This window comes from Holdemanella hominis (assembly GCF_014306155.1).
GTDB classification, from domain to species: Bacteria; Bacillota_I; Bacilli_A; order Erysipelotrichales; family Erysipelotrichaceae; genus Holdemanella; species Holdemanella hominis.
In genome coordinates, this window is the sequence record NZ_JACRWH010000002.1 from 37654 (window position 1) to 56530 (window position 18877).

Here is an 18877-nt window from a genome sequence, read left to right on the forward strand (position 1 = left end):
AGCAAAAACATTATATCAAAGATTTCATATAATGCAAGCACAATTTGATTTTTTAAGCTAAACTTGCCTTAATACACTCTTTAGCCGCTACATTGTCGCCAACCCAAGGGGCTCTTCCATTTTCACGATAGATAAAGCTTTCATCACCCTTACCAAGAAGCAATACCGTATCTCCTTCTTGGGCTGAGCTGATTGCCTGATGAATGGCTTCATAGCGATCTTGTACAAACACATGTGGTGTATCTTGAATGCCTGACTTGATTTGTTCGGCAATTTCTTTAGGATCTTCATCACGAGGATCGTCTTCTGTCACTATGATATAGTCACAATATTTATCGGCAAGTTCACCAAAGACTTTACGCTTGTGTACATCACGTTTACCAGCTGATCCAAATACCGCAATCAAACGATGACCTGGCATTGTGACACTGCGTCCAAACTGCATCATTTTTTCCATACCATCGGGTGTATGTGCAAAATCAACGATTACGTTGTATGGCTGACCACAATCAATACGTTCCATACGACCTTCAACTTGGGCAATATGCGCACATTTTTCAATAATTCTTTCTAAATCATAGCCTGTTTCATTGAGCGCTGCAATGGCAGCTAATAAGTTATAAACATTAAAGTTACCCACTAAATTTGTCTTAACCGGATACATATGACCTGAATATACCAAGTCAAATTGCGTACCTTGTGAACTCATCTTAATATTAATAGCACGATAATCTGCTTCACTATTTATCGCATAAGAAATAACACGTGCTTTTGAACAATCCTTTAAAGCTCCATATTTTTCATCATCCTTGTTAATTACGGATACGCCATCTTCTTTGACTAAGTTTTTAAACAACAAAGACTTCGCTTCAAAATAATTTTCCATTGTGCCATGGAAATCCAAATGATCATATGTAAGGTTTGTGAAAATCGCACAATCAAAAGAAATACCATCGACACGATGTTGAGCCAAACCATGACTCGATACTTCTAAAGCACAAGCCTTCATTCCACAGCGAACCATGTCTGCCAATTTAGACTGCAAGAACAATGCGTCTGGCGTAGTCAAATTTGGTTGCAACTCAATATCACCATATTTAATCGCAATCGTACCAATATAGCCACATGGCGTTTTGTCGTTGATAATATCACGAATGATATTTGTGATTGTTGATTTTCCATTTGTGCCCGTTACACCATACATCTTCATTTTATCACTTGGACGAGCATAGAAAATACGAGCCACTTTATTCATGGCATCATTGACATCTTCTACACGAATATATATAGCACCAGGTGCCATATTCAATAATTCTTTTGAATGTACAATACAAACAGCTCCATTTTTTATTGCAGAATCAATAAAATCATGGCCATCATTTGTAAGTCCTGGTAAACAGAAGTAAATATTTCCCGGACGAACGGTTCTTGAATCAAAACTTAAACCCGTAATATTGACTGTCGGTGCATTTTTAAATAGTTTGCTTAATCGCATACATCATCCTTCTTTCCATAGTACGTACCATCTTCAATACGATCCCATTCGATAGTGATTCTACCACTTAATGGTGTATCACTCAATATCTTACAAGAATGATATTGGCTTGTATAACCAGTATAATAGCCATCTTGTTTTCTTTCAATCAAGACTTGTACAGGATTAAAACGCTTCATGTCACGTTCTCTGCAAGCATTCGAAAGTTCAAGTAAACGAGCCACTCTAGCTTTTGTGACATTTCCATTGATTTCACCCTTTAAAGTACTAGCCTTAGTACCATTACGCTTACTATAAGGGAAAACATGGAAGAAGCTTAATTCTAGATCCGCTAGATTTTCATATGTCGTTTCAAATTCTTCATCACTTTCCTGGACAAAGCCTGCAATTACATCCGTTGAAATTGAAATATTCGGAATACAAGAACGAATATAGTTGATTTTTTCTTTAAATTGCTCAATTGTATATGGACGATTCATACGTTTTAACGTTTCATTACATGCCGATTGTACCGGAATATGCAAATGATGACACATACGAGGATTCTCTTTCATTAACGCAATCAATGCATCGCTGACTTCCGTAATTTCTATACTTGAAATACGATAATACACAGAATCTGGAGTATTTTCTAATAAGGCTTTCATTAATTTAGCTAAATCGTATTCTCCATCATCATAACGCCCCGTATGAATACCAGTTAACACAATTTCTGTATGTCCTTTATCACATAAATCTTTAGCAATTTGAATCACCTGTTCATGATTTAAACTACGCTCTCTACCACGCGCAAAAGGAATCGCACAATAGGAACAGAATTGATTACATCCATCTTGTACTTTTAAGAAAGCTCTATGCATCGATTCAAAACAATGTACGGGCATAGCTTCAAAATCTTTAAATTGCGTAACCTCATTGACAACGTCAATTTTTTCATGATCCTTCAATGCTTTTTGGATTAAATTCACCAATTCATTTTTTTGTTTAGCACCAATCACAAGATCAGCATCCAAAGCCTTTCTTTCATCTTCACTTGCGAACTGCACAAAACATCCCACAACAACACATAATGCATCTGGATTCATTCGTTTGACATAATGAATCTTTTGACGTGATTTGCTGGCGGCTGTGTTTGTGACAGTACACGTATTGATGATACAAATATCACACGCTTGATCCGGTGATACTTGTTCATATCCTAATTCTTCTAATTGAGCTGCATAGTATTGTGACTCATACGTATTTACTTTACAGCCTAGTGTAATAATTGAAAATTTCATTTTCCCCTTATCCTTCCACATGATTTTGGTATTCAATAGCTGTCAACACATAACAAGCAGCCGTTTCTGCACGTAAGATGTTTTTACCTAGAGAACAATTGTCAAAACCAAATTCATTTAATACTTGAATTTCACTCTCTTCAAATCCACCCTCAGGCCCAATACATACAGTAATGGATTGTGGATTGTCTTTTAAATAATGGGCCATATGTTTTGAAGGATCATTTTCCTTTTCATAGGCCACTAAATTACATTCACTCTTATAATTTGATAGATCCTTTAACGCAATCACAGGCTCTAATTCCACTAACGTATTTCGATTGCACTGTTTTGTAGCTGCAAGTAAGATTTCATTCCAACGAATGAGTTTCTTTTCAGCTTTTTTTTCATCCAGTTTTACCACTGTATTCTTCGATACAAAAGGAACGATTTTATGAACTCCAAGTTCACAAGCTTTTTGAAGCATCCATTCGAACTTATCTTGTTTGATCAAAGCACAACATAAGGTGATCGATTGATTTTCTTCAAAGACATCCACCATGGAATCAATCACTAAATTAGGCTTATTTTCAACATGTCCAAAGAATACCCCTGAATTTTTAGTAACAATACGAATCTTTTCTTTTGATGTCGTACGAAGTACATCAAAGATGTGGTGCGCTTGTTTAACATCTAAACAAATTACATCCTGTACCGAAACATTTTGATCTAAATAAACTTGTTTCATTATTTTTGTTCGCCTTCCATACTTAAGCGATTCAATTGTTTGATTTCATATGGTTTTAGACGACGATATTCTCCGGCTCTTAAATCCTTTACGTCTAAGAACGCAAACTTCACTCTGTGCAAACGACGCACTTCATGGCCTAATGCCAACATCATATTTTTAACCTGATGATTTTTTCCTTCTGAAATCGTTAATTCGAATTGGGTACGATTACGAGTTAAATCTTTTTGAAGCACAAATACTTTTGCTGGTTGATACTTTTCTGTCTTAGTTTTTAATCCTCTTCGTAATTGTTTGATGTCATCATCACTTAAGATACCTTGAAGATTAACAACATATGTCTTTTCTAAGTGATATCGAGGATGAATCATATGGTTACAGAATTGGCCATCATTTGTAAGTAATAAAACACCACTCGTATCATAATCCAAACGTCCTACAGAGAAGATTCTTTGGTTTTGTGGCATGTAATCCAATACGGTTTTTCTGCCCTTGTCATCACTACTTGTGCATAGGCAACCTTTTGGTTTATTCATGATATAGTATACTTTTTCTTCTTTCGAAATCATATTTCCATTGACTTCTATACTATCCTGATTGGATACTTTTGTACCTAAAACGTCACATACTTTTCCATTGACTTTAACTTTACCATCTAAAATCAATTCTTCGGCTTTTCTTCTTGAACAAATACCTGCTTGGGCAATTACTTTTTGTAGTCTTTCCATTATCTATTCTCCTTCAAATAATTCTTCACTATTGTTTCTAGTTTGAGGTAGTTCCGGCAATTCTTTTAGATCTTCCAATTGAAAAGCATCCAAGAATTCATCGGTTACACGATATAATAAGGGCTTACCAATCGCATCTAAACGATCTTTCGCTTCAATCAAGCCACGAGCCACTAATTTCTTTAACATCATTTCACAATTTACACCACGAATCTCTTCAATTTCAACACGCGTAATCGGTTGTTTATAAGCTATAATAGCTAAAGTTTCCATGGCAGCCTGCGAAAGAGTGGGTTGTTTATATTCTTCAAATAATTGTTTGCCATAAGGATATACAAATTCTTTTGTGACAAACTTAAAACGATTCGCATATTCTACAAGTTCAATACCTTTTGAAGAACTCGAATATTCTTTTTTTAACGCATCCAACAAAACACGTATATCATCCATTTCTAAATTTTGTAGACCATGCATCATCTGATCCATAGTCAAGCCTTCTTCTCCACTTAAGAATAAAAGACCTTCTAATATTGCTTTCGCATTATCCATTCTATAAATCCTCTCTTGCGACCCAAATCATCTGCGTCTCATCAATGGAATACGTCATCCATTTTTCATGTATTAAATCTAATATCGATAAAAAAGTCACAATCACCATATGTAAGCTTGTACAATCTGCACATAGATCTTGAAATGAAATAGACCCCTCAAGATGTTTCATTCTCTCTTTGATTTGTACAGCTCTTTCTTCGATTGATAATTCTTTGATTGTGATCTTTGTTTCATACGGTTGTAAAAGCTCCATACGCACAATACAATGGCGCATTGCCTTCATTAAATCATAAGGTGATTGTGTTTCTAAAGTATCACTTTCAACAGGTACTTTCCATTCTTCCACTAAACTAGAAACGGGACGCGAAAAATGCAGTTGTCTTTGTTCGTAATCTTCCTTTAAGGCAAGACTTACTTCTTTATATCTTTGATATTCCAATAATCTTGCGACCAGTTGATCACGCTGATCTTCTTCATATTCTTCTTCTACCTCAACCGTTTCTCTTGGCAGAAGTTTCTTTGACTTATATGCGATTAGACTTGCCAACTCTGACAAATATTCGCTAGCTACTTCTAGATGCATATTTTGCATGGCATGAATATAATCAATATATTGTGTTGCCAAAACATTCATATCTAAGTCAAACAGATCCAATTTATTTTCTTTGATCAAATGCAGCATCAGATCCAAAGGACCTTCGAACTGATCTAACGTTATTAAAAAATCCATACTATCACCCATATTAGCCATTATAACAAATTTTAAAAAGCTTTTCATCTCTAACGAGTAATGTTAGAATAATTGGGCAGGAGGTATTTCATGCGTAGAGCCATTCTCTTTTTAGTTTTTGCGTTGTTTTTAGCGATGGTCATTCAGCCAAATTTAAATAAACAAATTAAAGAAAAATCAAAAATCGATGTTCCTGAACAAACCAATTCGACAATTATTACCAATGATACAGTTGACAATTCGCGCTGCAAATCGAAAGCTGTCATCTGTATTGATGCAAGTCATGGAGGTAGTGATGCAGGATATACAAGTGATGGACAGACGAGTGAAAAAGATCTAAACCTGATTATTGCCAAGAAGATTGGAGACAGCCTAGCTTCGGTAGGATATAACGTCGTGTATACAAGAAGTGATGACTCTTCTCTTTCAACAGAAGATCGTATTACTTCAATCAATTCGCAAAAGGCAAAGTATTTGATTTCCATTCAAATGAATTCAAGTTCGGATTCTCTATCCAAAGGCTACTCCATTTTTACGCAGCCTAACGATAATATGATTCAGCTTGCCAAAAAACTTGCCCAAACCATGAATTCCATCAACCTATCGCAATTTGAAGGTATTGATTCGGATCATTATGAAAACTTCCCTATCTTATATGATAGTCAAATTCCTTCGATTCTATTAGAACTTGGATATTTAAGCAATAGTGAAGACTACACAAAATTAACGGATGAAACTTTCCAACAAAAGATTGCGAATGCGATCACAGAAAGCTTTTTAGATCAAATCAACTAACACTCTTCGGAGTGTTTTTTTGTGCTATAATTAAAAGAAAAAGAGGTAATTTATGGAAGAAAAATTAATATATAAAGGAATTATTTTTGATTTGGTCCAAAAAGATGTTGAAATCAAGAATAAAACCTATAAAAGAGACATCATCCGTCATCCAGGTGGTGTAGGTGTGATTTGTATCGTTGATGGTAAGATCTTGCTTGTAAGGCAAGAGCGTCCAGCTATTGGTAAAGAAACATTAGAAATTCCGGCAGGTAAACTCGAATATGGTGAAAATCCAATGGAATGTGGTCTTCGTGAATTAAATGAAGAAACGGGTATGGCTTGTGATAAGCTAGAATTATTATTAAGTTTTGTATCCACTCCAGGCTTTTGCGATGAAAGAATCTGGATTTATAAAGCGATCAATCCAAAAAAAGCGGATATAAAACTTAGCTTAGATGAAGATGAAGAAATTGATACTTTGTGGCTAGATTTAGAAACTGCCTTTGAGTATACAAGAAACGGAAAGATTGATGACGGGAAGACTGTGATTGCGATCAGTCAAATGATGGCAGAAAGGAATTAAGATTATGAATTTTGTGGTGATTTCACCAAACTATCCAGAAAGCTACTGGATGTTTTGCAGGGGTTTAAAAGAAAATGGAGCTAAAGTTTTAGCCATTGTTGATACACCCTACAATCAATTGAAACAAGAATTAAAAGAATATTGTGACGAGATCTATGTCGTAAAAAGTTTCCATGATTATGATGAAATGGTCAAAGCTTGTGGTTATTTTACATTTAAGTATGGAAAGATTGACTGGATTGAATCCAATAATGAGGCTTGGTTGGATTTAGATGCACGTCTTCGTGATGATTTCAATGTGAAAACAGGTTTTTCTCTAGAAAGAATTGAAGAACTTCAATCTAAGTCACAAATGAAAAAATATTATAAAGAAGCTAATGTTCCAGTGGCAGATTATAGAGTACTACATACACTTAAAGATGGCTTAGATTTTGCCAAACAAGTAGGCTATCCATTAGTCATGAAACCCGATCATGGTGTAGGTGCAAGCATGACTTACAAGATCATGAATGCTGAACAATTAGAATCCGTATATATGCAGACAAAGGATCATGTGATGATTCTAGAACAATATATCGATGGAGATGTCTTTACCTTAGATGGTATTTGTGATGAAAACGGGGATATTCGCTATTTAAATAGTTTAGAATATGTCGGTAATTGTATGGATTCTGTGCTTTACCAACAAAGTATTGGTTGTTATACAACTTTTGAGATCAGTGATGAATATCGTGACATTGTACAAAGAACAATCCATGCGTTTAAAATCAAGAATCGCTTCTTCCATTGCGAATTCTTTCGATTGAATCATGATGTGCAAGGTTTAGGCGAAAAGGGACGTGTCTTTGGTTTAGAAGTGAATTTCAGACCACCAGGAGGATTCTGTCCGGATTTAATGAATTATGCCGGAGAATTGGATGTTTATCGTTTATGGGCCGAAGTCATCTTGAAACAAAGTGCTTCTTATTCAAAGCTTAGAAGATATTCGGCTGGTTTTGTAGGAAGAAGAAACTCCATCAAATATCGTTTTACAGTAAAAGAAGTGGAAGAGATGTTTAAAGAAGATATGATTGAAGTCTTATATCTTCCTGAAGCTTTTGCGGCTGCGATGGGCGATGTCGCAATTGTTGCCAAATTTACAAGTCCTGCAAGGCGAGATGAATTCTTTAAGAGTGCATTAAGAAGGAAGGATCGATTATGATCGTTGAAAAAGAACTTTTCATGACAAAGCTTAATGACACAAGAAAAATCTTTATTTATTTACCCGATGACTATGATACAAGTAATAAACAATATCCTGTTTTATATGCCTTTGATGGACACAATATCTTTTTAGATGCATATGCCACTTATGGCAAGGCTATTCATATTCAACAACATATAGAAAAGCTAGGTATCGATATGATTGTTGTTGGACAAGAATGTAGCCATGTTGGAAATAATCGCTTAAAGGAATACGCTCCCTACTCTTTCTATGATCCGGAATATGGCTCTTTTGAAGGTCAAGGAGAAGAAACGATGGATTTTTTCGTACATGAATTAAAACCTTATATAGATGATCACTATAGAACCAAAAAAACAAGAAAGAATACATTTATTGGTGGAAGCAGCTGTGGTGGTTTAATGGCTTTATATGCAGCCTATGCCTATTCCAATGTATATTCAAAGGCCATTGTGATTTCTCCTTATGTATTAGAAAGTATGGATGCGATTCTGAAAGATATCCATCAAAGTCATATACAAAAGAACACTTCTATCTATCTATCTTGGGGTTCAAATGAAACAAGCTTGATGCATGAATTTGTTTGGCAAACAAAAGCTTGTACAGAAATTGGCAATGCCCTGTCTAAAAAAGGAGTCAACGTCTTGTACAATGTAATTCCTGAAGGAAGACATTGTGAGGAAGACTGGGAAAAAGAATGTGATACATTCCTTCCTTTCTTGGTACAATGAATCGAAGTGTAGTGATTCAAAAGCTTGAAACAAAAGCTAAACGTAAGATTGTCATTAGTGATATCCATGGAAATTTAGATTTATATTTAAAATTATTAGATCAAATTTCTTATAAGCCCAATGAAGATTGTTTGATTCTTTTAGGAGATTTAATTGAAAAAGGAAAAAGAAATCTAGATACCCTGCATTATATTATGCACCAAGTACAAAATGAAGATGTACATTGTATCATGGGAAATTGTGATTTTATTGCGAAGAATGTTCTTTATTCGTATCGCTTAGATTTTTTAAAACATGTGCTTGGTTTTCGTAAAGAAAGTTTGATTCATGAAATGGCAAGAAATCTAAATTTTGAGATTACACATAATAGTAATATGGCAAATGTTTGTCAGATTCTAAGAAAGCACCATTTAAAAGAATTATGTTTCTTAAATGATTTACCTCATGTTTTAGAAGATGAAGACCATATTTATGTGCATGCGGGCATTGAATCAAATGAAAATTATGGAACCGATTTTAAACAAGTCATGACCCATGCCTTCTTTTTAGAAACAAACGAAGTTTTCAAAAAGAATGTCGTAGTAGGCCATATGCCTGTAACCGAATATTGTACGCATATTGCCTCTTTTGATCCTATTTATGATGCAAAACATAATATTTATAGTATTGATGGTGGTAATATGGTGAAATATGGCGGTCAATTAAATGCCCTTATATTTGAAGACAATACCGTAAAAATGGATCGATGTGATTTTCTTCAAGAAAGAAAAGTCATTCATGATGTCAAATATCATACACAAATTCCCTTCTTTATTACTTTTAATCATGGTAATATTCAAATCCTTGAACAACATTCGATACAATCAAAAGTATATTGTCCCTACAACAATCGTACATTCTGGGTTGAAAATGAATTTGTGACAAAAGACATGAAGGCGTATGATTATACAAATTATGAGATTCCATTAAAAAAAGGCGATACCGTCAAAGAGGTATTCGCCTATCAAGATAAAGTTCAAATCAAAAAGAATGGTATACTAGGCTGGACCTATCGTTCGAACCTAGAATGATACTATTCTTTTTTTTCGATTGCTTGTTCTAAATATGTGATCAATGCATTGACTTCATCTTCACTTGTGTGCCAACTTGTTACGAATCGAATGACATAGTGATCATCGCATTTTTCCCAGATTTCAAAATCAATGTTTTCACTTAAGAATTGGTATTGTTCCTTTGATACATTCACAAAAATCTGGTTTGTATCACTCTTCATGAATAAGGCATAGCCAAGTTCTTGTAGTTTAGATTGAATTTTCTGTGCTAAAACAACCGATTGCTTGGCATATCCAAAGAAAGCATCGTGCTCAAATAAGCCTAAGAATTGAATACCTAAAAGCCATCCTTTGGCAAGCATTGCTCCATTTTGTTTCATCACAAAACGGAAATATGGCTTTAATTCAGGATTGGAGATGACAACAGCTTCTCCCATTAAAGCTCCATTTTTTGTACCGCCAATATAGAATACATCACAAATATTAGCCAGGTCATTTAAAGTATAATCTACAGTGGATAAGGCAACACCTAGTCTTGCACCATCCATCATTAAATATAGACCTAATTCATCGCAAACCGCACGAATGTTTTTTAATTCATCTAATGTATACACCGTTCCGTATTCTGTGGCATTGGAAATATAAACCATTTTTGGATAAACCATGTGTTCATATGAGAGCATGTGTGCATCAAATACTTTACGAATATCGCTAGGATTGATCTTTCCAGCATAATTATTTACCTGAATTACTTTATGTCCTACAGCTTCAATCGCACCCGTTTCATGGGTGGCGATATGTCCTGTATCACAGGCAATCACGGCTTCAAATGGTTTTAAGCAAGCTTTGATGATGGTTTGGTTAGTAATCGTTCCTCCAACTAAAAAGTGGATATCTACATCGTAGTCTGGAATATGTTTTTTAATGGTTTCTTTGGCATTTTGACAAATCTCATCCATACCATACCCAGTAAAAGAATGACCGTTGGTAGTATTCATATATTCCATGATTTCTGGAATACATCCTTGGCCATAATCATTTCTAAAAAATAACATCTTTATCAACTCCCAAAACCATTGTAGCACAAAAAACAGGTCATTTGACCTGTTTATTCAATTTATTCTTCTTTTAAACCCATGATTTCATCCGTAAATAGACGTGCATCCATCAACTTCAAATCTTCAGCGATGTATGGCTTAAATTCCATTTGATCTAATACATCTTTTTGTAAATCTACACCTGGAGCGATTTCGATCAATGTTAATTTACCATCAATTAACTTAAATACGGCACGCTCAGTGATATATAAGATTTTTTGACCTGTTTCATTCGCATAATCTGCTGAGAAAGTAACCTGTTCAATATGGTTCTTGAATTTTTTGATTTGACCTTCTTGATCAATTGTCAATTTACCATTACCAATTGTTTCTTTTAAACCTTTAGCTGTGAATGTTCCACAATAAACAACAACTGGTGATGTTTGGGTAATATTAATAAATCCACCACATCCAGCAATTTTTGGTCCAAAACGAGAAACGTTGATATCACCTTTTGGATCACATTCAGCAAGTCCTAAGAAAGCTTGGTCTAATCCACCACCATCATAAAAGTCAAACTGATATGTTTGGTCAATGATTGCATCTGGATTTGTACATGCACCGAAGGCAGTTCCATTCATTGGAACACCACCAATTCCTCCAGCTTCTACAGTCATCTTAAGTCCTGGTAAACCTTCTTCATTGGCAACATTTGCGATACCTTCTGGCATACCAATTCCCAAGTTGATAACAGCTGATGGATCCAATTCCATAGCAGCACGACGACAAACAACTTTACGTGCATTTAAGGGCATTGGTTCAATTGAATTAACTGGTACACGAATTTCACCACAGAATGATGGATTGTATGGATCTGAGTAAGTTTGCCAGTGATTTTCTGGATTTGCAACCACGATTGCATCAACATAAATACCAGGAATCTTAACATCCATTGGTTTTAATGAACCGCGTTCTACGATTTTTTCTACCTGTAGAATAACTTTACCACCACTGTTTTTAACAGCTTGGGCAATACTGATTGAATCAAGAGTAGCTGCTTCTTTACACATTGAGCAGTTTCCATCTTCATCGGCATATGTACCACGAATTAAAGCAATATCCAATGGGAATGATTTATAACGTAACCATTCTTCTCCATCCATATTGATTAATTCAACTAAGTCTTCTTTAGTGCGTTCATTCATTTTCGCACCTTCTATACGTGGGTCAATAAATGTTTTCAAACCTATTTTAGTGATAACGCCAGGACGGTGTCCAGCAATTTCACGGAACATCAAACTAATGGTTCCTAGTGGTAAGTTGTATCCTTCTACTTTATTCTCAAAAACTAATTTTTGGAAAGTAGGAATCAATCCCCAGTGACCACCAATAATTCTTTTTAACAATCCTTCGTGACCTATGTGGTTCAATCCAAGATCAGGTGTTCCATCTCCTACACCTGCAGAGAACATAACTGTTAAATCTCTAGGGTGTCCAGTTTCTAAGAAACTCTTTTCAATGGCAACACTAAGTTCTTGAGGGTGACCCATCCCAATAAATCCACCAACACCAATTTTATCGCCATCTTTGATCAAACTGATGGCTTCTTGGGCTGACATTACTTTTGACATTTAAATCATCCTTTCAAATAATTATTTGTTTTTAAATTCTTTTTCTTTTACTTTGTTTACGAAGCATTCCATTCCGTAAGTTTGATCTTCTGTTGCGAAGCAATCCGAGAAATCTTTTACTTCGATAGCGATAGCTGAATCCATATCTGTTTGAAGTCCAGCGTTGATTGCTTTTTTAGATTGAGCAACAGCAATTGGAGCGTTCTTGCAGATTCCATTAGCCATCTTTAAAGCAGTTGCCATTAATTCTTCTTGAGGAACGACCGCATTTACTAATCCAATAGCCAATGCTTTATCTGCTTTGATATTACGAGCTGTAAAGATCATTTCTTTAGCAATTCCAGCAGGTACTAAACGAGCTAAACGTTGAGTTCCACCAAAACCTGGAGTAATACCTAATCCTACTTCTGGTTGTCCAAATACAGCATTTTCAGCCGCAATACGAATATCACAAGCCATGCTTAATTCACATCCACCACCTAATGCAAAACCATTTACTGCTGCAATTACTGGGCAGTGTAAAGTTTCAATTTGACGGAAGATTTTGTTTCCGTAAGCTCCATATTCAGCAGCTTCTTCAACAGTTTTGTCTTTCATTTCAGCAATATCTGCACCAGCAACGAATGATTTGTTTCCAGCACCAGTGATAACTACACAATAAGTATCTTTATCTGCTTCTACTGTATTCACAGCTTCTTCTAAGTCGTTTAATACAGCTGTTGATAAAGCGTTTAATGCTTTTTCACGATTAATTGTGATAATTGAAACGTGACCTTGTTTTTCTAATAATACGTTTTCCATGATTGTTCTCCTCTATATTTAAATAAAAAGTGAAACAACGAGTGTTTCACTTTAGTTATTTCACTAGTTGTAGCTGTAGAATCCTTGTTTAGTTTTTTGACCTAATTTTCCAGCACGAACCATTTTCTTTAATAATGTACATGGACGATATTTTGGATCTCCTGTTTCAGTATATAATACTTCCATTACATCTAAAACAATATCCAATCCAATTAAGTCACCCAAAGCCAATGGTCCCATTGGGTGGTTAGCTCCAAGTTTCATAGCTGTATCGATATCTTCAACACTTGCCAATCCTTCTTGGTAAATGAAGCAAGCTTCATTGATCATTGGAATTAAGATACGGTTAACTACGAATCCAGGTCCTTCAGCAACTTCTACTGGAGTTTTCCCTAATGATTTAGAGCATTCGATGATAGCTTCTTTTGTTTCAACTGGAGTGTTTTCACCAGAAATAACTTCAACTAATTTCATACGATCAGCTGGGTTAAAGAAGTGCATGCCGATAACGTTGTGTTTGATTCCATTAGCAATTTCAGTAACACTTAAACTTGAAGTGTTTGTTCCGAAAATGCAGTCTTCTTTACAGATTTCATCTAAAGTCTTGAATAAGTCTTTTTTGATTTCCATTTTTTCAAGAACAGCTTCAACGATTAAATCGCAGTCAGCTAAGTCTTTGTATTCACCAGCAGTTAAGTTAGCTTTGATACCTTCTGCTTTTTCAGCAGTCATTTTTTCACGAGATACTAATTTATCTAATTTAGCACAAATTTTGTTGATACCATTTTGCGCCCATTCGATTTTAATATCACACACAGTTACATTGTATCCAGCTGTAGCAAATGCATTGGCAATACCTTGCCCCATTGTTCCAGCACCAATAACACCTACATTTTTCATTTTAAATATGCTCCTTTTTATTATTCAGCTTTTGCAGCTTTAATTGATTCTACTAATAAAGGTAATACAGTTGCGCAATCTCCAACGAATCCCATGTTAGAAATATTGAAGATTTCTGCTTGAGGGTCACGGTTGATAGAGATGATCAAATCTGATTTATCCATACCTGCACAGTGTTGTACAGCTCCAGAAATACCGCAAGCAATATATAATGAAGGACGTACAGTCTTACCTGTTTGACCTACCTGACGATCTTTGTCTAAGAATCCATCTTCAACAACGGCACGTGTACAGCAAACTACTCCACCTAATTCGTCAGCCACTTTTTGAAGTACATCTAAGCAGTTTTCAGCACCACGACCAGCACCTACTAAGATGTCAGCTTTTGTGATATCTACATCAGCTTTAACTTTTTCAATTACTTTTTCTACGAATACTTGAGGATCTGTTGTTCTCCAAGTTGGTGTAAATTCTTCAACTTCACCAGTACGAGTTGTATCTGCTGGAGCCAATTCGAATACTTTTGGTCGAATTGTAGCCATCTGTGGACGAGTATCTTTACATACGATTGTACCAAATAAGTTACCACCGAATGTAGGACGAGTTACGTCTAATAATGATTCACCATTTTCTTTAGCATATTCTAAGTCTACTTCGATCTTAGTAGCATCTGCAGTTAGACCTACATTTAAACGAGCAGCTACACGTGGTGCTAAATCACGTCCTAATGGAGTGGCACCAGTTAACATTGAATCTGGTTTGTGAGCTAAAACAACTTGTGTTAAAGCATCAGCATAGAATTGAGTTGAATAGTCTTTTAATAAAGCATCATCAACAACGATTACTTTATCAGCTCCATGACTAATAACTTCTTGAGCTTTTTCTTTTACATTTTCTCCAAGCAATACACCAACTACTTTGTATCCAAATTCAGGGATAGAAGCAACTAGTTTTCTTGCTTCTGAAATAAGTTCATAACTTACTTCTGCAATGTTTCCGTTTTCTTGTTCAACGAAAACGAAGATATCTTTAAATTCTTCAAATCGAGCCATTCTACTTCATCCTCCCTACTTTGTAATGATTTGCTTTTCTTTCAAAGTCTTAGCAATCATATCTGCAGTTTCCTGCTCAGACAATGTGAATACTTCTGTTTTATCAGTAACGTCTTTTGTGAAAGTAGTTTTAACTGATGTAGGAGAACCTTTGAAACCAACTGTTTCAGGATCAATTCCTAACTCAGCATTTGTTAAAACTTCAATCTTGTCTTCTTTACACAAGTCAACGATATTATCACATTGCATGTAACGAGGTTTGTTCATTCCGGATAATGTTGTGATAACACATGGCAACTTAGCAGTTACGATTTGTTCAACATCTTCTAATGAACGTTTTACTGTGATTGAATCTTCTTTTACTTCTAAGATTTCATCTACGTAAGTAATTTGAGGAATATCCAAACGTTCAGCAGTTTGAGGTCCTACCTGAGCAGTATCACCATCGATAGCTTGACGACCAGCGATAACTAAGTCGAATCCTACTTTTTTCAAAGCAGCAGCTAAAGCAATACTTGTAGCACATGTATCAGACCCACCTAATACACGGTCTGTTAATAAAACACCTTTGTCAGCACCCATAGCAACGCCTTCTTTTAACATTTCAGCAGCTTTAGGTAATCCCATTGTCATTACGACAACTTCAGTGTCAGGGTTTTTATCTTTTAATTCCAATGCAGCTTCCAAACCAGCTAAATCATCAGGGTTTGTGATTGCAGGAACACCGTCACGAATTAACGCACCCGTTTTTTTATCAACTGTAATTTCAGTTGAATCCGGAACTTGTTTTTCTAAAACAACGATTTTCATTTTTCAACACCAATTCCTTTCTTACTTCAACATAGCGCCAGAGATAACCATACGTTGTACTTCTGAAGTACCTTCGTAGATTTCTGTAATCTTAGCATCTCTAAACATTCTTTCTACTGGTAAGTCACGAGTATATCCGTATCCACCTAACAATTGGATAGCCTTAGTTGTAACTTCCATTGCTGTTTCAGCAGCGAATAATTTTGCTTCAGCTGCTAATTGAGTATAAGGACGACCTTCTTGTTTAGCAGTAGCTGCAGAGTATACTAACCAACGAGCTGCATCAGTTTTTGTTTGCATATCAGCTAATTGGAATTGAGTGTTTTGGAATTTAGCGATTGGACGACCAAATTGTTTACGTTGTTTTACATAAGCAACTGCTTCGTCGATAGCACCTTGAGCAATTCCTAATGCTTGAGCAGCGATACCAATACGTCCACCATCAAGTGTCTGCATGGCAATCTTGAATCCCATACCTTCTTTTCCTAATAAGTTTTCTTTTGGAATACGTACATTATTGAAAATTAATTCACATGTAGCAGATCCACGAATACCTAATTTCTTTTCGTGAAGACCGAATGTGAATCCTGGAGTTCCTTTTTCAAGAATGAAAGCAGAAATTCCACGAGTTCCCTTTGTTTTGTCTGTCATGGCAAAAATTACATATACATCAGCTTCTCCAGCATTTGTAATGAAGATTTTTGTACCATTGATAACATATTCGTCACCATCTAATACAGCTGTTGTTTGTTGTCCAGCAGCATCTGTACCGGCATTTGGTTCAGTTAAACCAAAGGCAGCTAATTTCTTACCTGTACATAGATCAGTTAAGAATCTTTGTTTTTGTTCTTCAGTACCAAATTGAGCAATTGGCCAAGTACCTAATGAAGTGTGAGCTGATAAAACTACACCACTTGTTGCACATGTTTTAGACAATTCTTCAATTGCTAAAATGTAGCATAAATAATCTGCGCCAGCTCCTCCATATTCGCGAGAATAAGGAATACCAAGCATCTTAGCTTGACGCATCACTTCTACAGATTCCTTAGGGAATCTTTCGTTTTCGTCAACATCCGCTGCGTTTTCTTTTACTTCGTTTTGCGCAACTTCTCTGAACAACTTTTGCATCATTAATTGTTGTTCTGTTAAATTGAAATCCATAAATGAAGTTCTCCTTTCCAGTTTTCTTGAACTATTCGAATTAGGACATCGATAGCATGAGAAAGTATGTTAAACTTTTCACACAGTCATATTCTACATACTTTTTTGAGTGTCGTCAATGATTTTGTTAATATTTTAACAAATTGTTTTAAACACATATTCTTATTAATATATATAAAGTATTTTTAACATGTGAAAATATAAACAAGTGGTTGACATCCCCTATTTTAAGGACTAGACTAAGCATGTAAAGTAAATCTCGATTCAGAGTAGAAAGTAGGTATACAAATGAGAAAAGCTTATATTGTTGCTGCGAAACGTAGTGCAATTGGTACTTTTTTAGGAAGTCTAACAGATGTTGATTTAGCAACTGTTGGGGCTACAGTTTTAAAAGAAACTATTAAACAAGCAAACATTGATCCAGCAAACTTGGATGAAGTTATTATTGGTAACGTAATCGCTGCAGGTTTAGGACAAAACATTGCTCGTCACGTTGCATTCGATGCAGGTATTCCTGTTGAAGTATGTGCACAATCTATCAATATGTTATGTGGTTCAGGTTTGAAAGCCGTTATGGAAGCTACACTTCGTATTCAAGCTAACTTTGGTGACTTATATGTTGCTGGTGGTGTTGAATCTATGACACGTGCTCCATTCATGTTGAGCTACAAAAACCGTACAGGAACTAAAATGGGAGACCAAAAATTAGTGGATGCTATGTTACATGATGGTTTAACAGATGCAATGTATGGAATTCACATGGGATGTACTGCAGATAACATTGCTAAAAAATACAACATTTCACGTGAAGCACAAGATGAATTTGCATTTGCTTCTCAAGAAAAAGCTTTAGCTGCTATTGCTGCAGGTAAATTTAAAGACGAAATTGTTCCTATTACTTATAAAACTCGTAAAGGTGAAGTAATATTCGATACAGACGAACACCCTCGTAAAACAAGCTTAGAAAAATTAGCTAAATTACGTCCAGCCTTCAACGCAGATGGAACTGTAACTGCAGGTAATGCTTCTGGTATCAATGATGGTGCTTCATTTACAATCGTTGCTAGTGAAGACGCTGTTAAGAAATATAACTTAACACCAATTGCTGAAGTTATCGGATTTGGACAAGGTGGAGTTGATCCACGAGTTATGGGATTAGGTCCTACTCCAGCTATCTTAAATGCATTAAAATATGCAGATCTAAAGATTGAAGATCTTGACTTAGTTGAATTGAATGAAGCATTTGCTGCTCAATCATTAGGTGTTATCCACGAATTAGAAGAAGCTACAGGTATGGATCGTGAAGCATTCTTAGCTAAGACAAACGTAAATGGTGGAGCCATTGCTTTAGGTCACCCAGTAGGTGCTAGTGGAAACCGTATCTTAGTTTCATTGTTATACGAAATGCAAAAACGTAAATCAAAAATTGGTCTTGCTTCCCTATGTATTGGTGGAGGACAAGGTGCCGCTGTTATCGTAAAAATGTGCGATTAATCAATAAGGAGACGTGTTCTCCTTATTTCTTTAAATTCACTTGTGAATTTTTTAATTTGTGATTGATTTTCATCATTCACTATGTTAAAGTTTAAAAGGTAAATGACTAATAGT

Annotated in this window: 19 protein-coding genes; 6 read left to right on the plus strand and 13 right to left on the minus strand. The window is 35.5% G+C overall.

What is annotated here, in order from left to right; genetic code table 11:
• Positions 1 to 52: 52 nt before the first annotated feature.
• Genes H8911_RS00915 through H8911_RS00940 form a run of 6 tightly spaced genes read right to left on the minus strand, consistent with a single transcriptional unit; the run spans position 53 to position 5512 of the window.
• The gene (locus H8911_RS00915) at positions 53 to 1495 is read right to left on the minus strand and encodes a UDP-N-acetylmuramoyl-L-alanyl-D-glutamate--2,6-diaminopimelate ligase (RefSeq protein WP_186998410.1); all 1443 of its coding nucleotides are present in this window, start codon (positions 1493 to 1495) and stop codon (positions 53 to 55) included.
• Positions 1486 to 2775, minus strand: coding sequence for a tRNA (N(6)-L-threonylcarbamoyladenosine(37)-C(2))-methylthiotransferase MtaB (gene mtaB / locus H8911_RS00920; RefSeq protein WP_199593293.1), 1290 nt, complete (start codon positions 2773 to 2775; stop codon positions 1486 to 1488). Before mtaB ends, H8911_RS00915 begins: the two co-directional genes overlap by 10 nt.
• A 7-nt stretch (positions 2776 to 2782) precedes the next feature.
• Positions 2783 to 3502: an RsmE family RNA methyltransferase gene (locus tag H8911_RS00925; protein WP_186998412.1), complete on the minus strand. Its 720-nt coding sequence runs from the start codon at positions 3500 to 3502 to the stop codon at positions 2783 to 2785.
• Positions 3502 to 4230: a pseudouridine synthase gene (locus H8911_RS00930; RefSeq protein WP_117926343.1), complete on the minus strand. Its 729-nt coding sequence runs from the start codon at positions 4228 to 4230 to the stop codon at positions 3502 to 3504. Before H8911_RS00930 ends, H8911_RS00925 begins: the two co-directional genes overlap by 1 nt.
• A 3-nt stretch (positions 4231 to 4233) precedes the next feature.
• Complete coding sequence (gene scpB, locus H8911_RS00935; RefSeq protein WP_117926341.1) at positions 4234 to 4779, minus strand: SMC-Scp complex subunit ScpB; 546 nt, start codon at positions 4777 to 4779, stop codon at positions 4234 to 4236.
• A 1-nt stretch (position 4780) separates the two neighbouring features.
• On the minus strand, positions 4781 to 5512 hold the full coding sequence (locus H8911_RS00940; RefSeq protein WP_186998413.1) for a segregation and condensation protein A: 732 nt from the start codon (positions 5510 to 5512) through the stop codon (positions 4781 to 4783).
• A gap of 90 nt (positions 5513 to 5602) precedes the next feature.
• On the opposite strand from H8911_RS00940, the gene H8911_RS00945 reads away from it, so the two are divergent.
• The 5 genes from H8911_RS00945 to H8911_RS00965 are packed head-to-tail and all read left to right on the plus strand — an operon-like array spanning position 5603 to position 9895.
• Positions 5603 to 6307 carry an N-acetylmuramoyl-L-alanine amidase family protein gene (locus tag H8911_RS00945; protein ID WP_117926339.1) on the plus strand — a complete coding sequence of 235 codons (705 nt, stop codon included), beginning with the start codon at positions 5603 to 5605 and terminating at the stop codon, positions 6305 to 6307.
• Positions 6308 to 6359: 52 nt separating this feature from the next.
• Positions 6360 to 6872 carry an NUDIX hydrolase gene (locus tag H8911_RS00950; RefSeq protein WP_117926336.1) on the plus strand — a complete coding sequence of 171 codons (513 nt, stop codon included), beginning with the start codon at positions 6360 to 6362 and terminating at the stop codon, positions 6870 to 6872.
• A gap of 4 nt (positions 6873 to 6876) precedes the next feature.
• Positions 6877 to 8073 carry an ATP-grasp domain-containing protein gene (locus H8911_RS00955; RefSeq protein ID WP_117926335.1) on the plus strand — a complete coding sequence of 399 codons (1197 nt, stop codon included), beginning with the start codon at positions 6877 to 6879 and terminating at the stop codon, positions 8071 to 8073.
• Positions 8070 to 8825 (plus strand): alpha/beta hydrolase, encoded by a 756-nt coding sequence (locus H8911_RS00960; RefSeq protein ID WP_186998414.1) that lies wholly within the window; start codon positions 8070 to 8072, stop codon positions 8823 to 8825. The genes H8911_RS00955 and H8911_RS00960 overlap by 4 nt, the downstream gene beginning before the upstream one ends.
• Positions 8822 to 9895, plus strand: a complete 1074-nt coding sequence (locus H8911_RS00965) for a metallophosphoesterase (protein ID WP_186998415.1) — start codon at positions 8822 to 8824, stop codon at positions 9893 to 9895. The genes H8911_RS00960 and H8911_RS00965 overlap by 4 nt, the downstream gene beginning before the upstream one ends.
• A gap of 2 nt (positions 9896 to 9897) precedes the next feature.
• Here H8911_RS00965 and H8911_RS00970 read toward each other — a convergent pair whose 3' ends face one another.
• The 7 genes from H8911_RS00970 to H8911_RS01000 all read right to left on the minus strand — a co-directional run bounded on the left by H8911_RS00970 (position 9898) and on the right by H8911_RS01000 (position 17269).
• Positions 9898 to 10932: a threonine aldolase family protein gene (locus H8911_RS00970; RefSeq protein ID WP_117926331.1), complete on the minus strand. Its 1035-nt coding sequence runs from the start codon at positions 10930 to 10932 to the stop codon at positions 9898 to 9900.
• A 62-nt stretch (positions 10933 to 10994) separates the two neighbouring features.
• Positions 10995 to 12545 carry an acyl CoA:acetate/3-ketoacid CoA transferase gene (locus H8911_RS00975; RefSeq protein WP_117923897.1) on the minus strand — a complete coding sequence of 517 codons (1551 nt, stop codon included), beginning with the start codon at positions 12543 to 12545 and terminating at the stop codon, positions 10995 to 10997.
• 21 nt (positions 12546 to 12566) lie between these two features.
• Positions 12567 to 13346 carry an enoyl-CoA hydratase-related protein gene (locus H8911_RS00980; protein WP_117923895.1) on the minus strand — a complete coding sequence of 260 codons (780 nt, stop codon included), beginning with the start codon at positions 13344 to 13346 and terminating at the stop codon, positions 12567 to 12569.
• Between the two features lie 63 nt (positions 13347 to 13409).
• A complete protein-coding gene (locus H8911_RS00985; protein ID WP_117923893.1) occupies positions 13410 to 14246 on the minus strand; it encodes a 3-hydroxyacyl-CoA dehydrogenase family protein in 837 nt (278 codons plus the stop codon).
• A 20-nt stretch (positions 14247 to 14266) separates the two neighbouring features.
• Entirely contained in the window at positions 14267 to 15298 is a 1032-nt protein-coding gene (locus H8911_RS00990) for an electron transfer flavoprotein subunit alpha/FixB family protein (RefSeq protein ID WP_117923891.1), read from the minus strand.
• Between the two features lie 15 nt (positions 15299 to 15313).
• Positions 15314 to 16108, minus strand: coding sequence for an electron transfer flavoprotein subunit beta/FixA family protein (locus H8911_RS00995; protein WP_117571807.1), 795 nt, complete (start codon positions 16106 to 16108; stop codon positions 15314 to 15316).
• 21 nt (positions 16109 to 16129) lie between these two features.
• Complete coding sequence (locus tag H8911_RS01000) at positions 16130 to 17269, minus strand: acyl-CoA dehydrogenase (RefSeq protein ID WP_117571806.1); 1140 nt, start codon at positions 17267 to 17269, stop codon at positions 16130 to 16132.
• Positions 17270 to 17557: 288 nt separating this feature from the next.
• Here H8911_RS01000 and H8911_RS01005 point away from each other — a divergent pair, with 288 nt between their 5' ends.
• Complete coding sequence (locus tag H8911_RS01005; protein ID WP_186998416.1) at positions 17558 to 18763, plus strand: acetyl-CoA C-acetyltransferase; 1206 nt, start codon at positions 17558 to 17560, stop codon at positions 18761 to 18763.
• Positions 18764 to 18877: the final 114 nt, after the last annotated feature.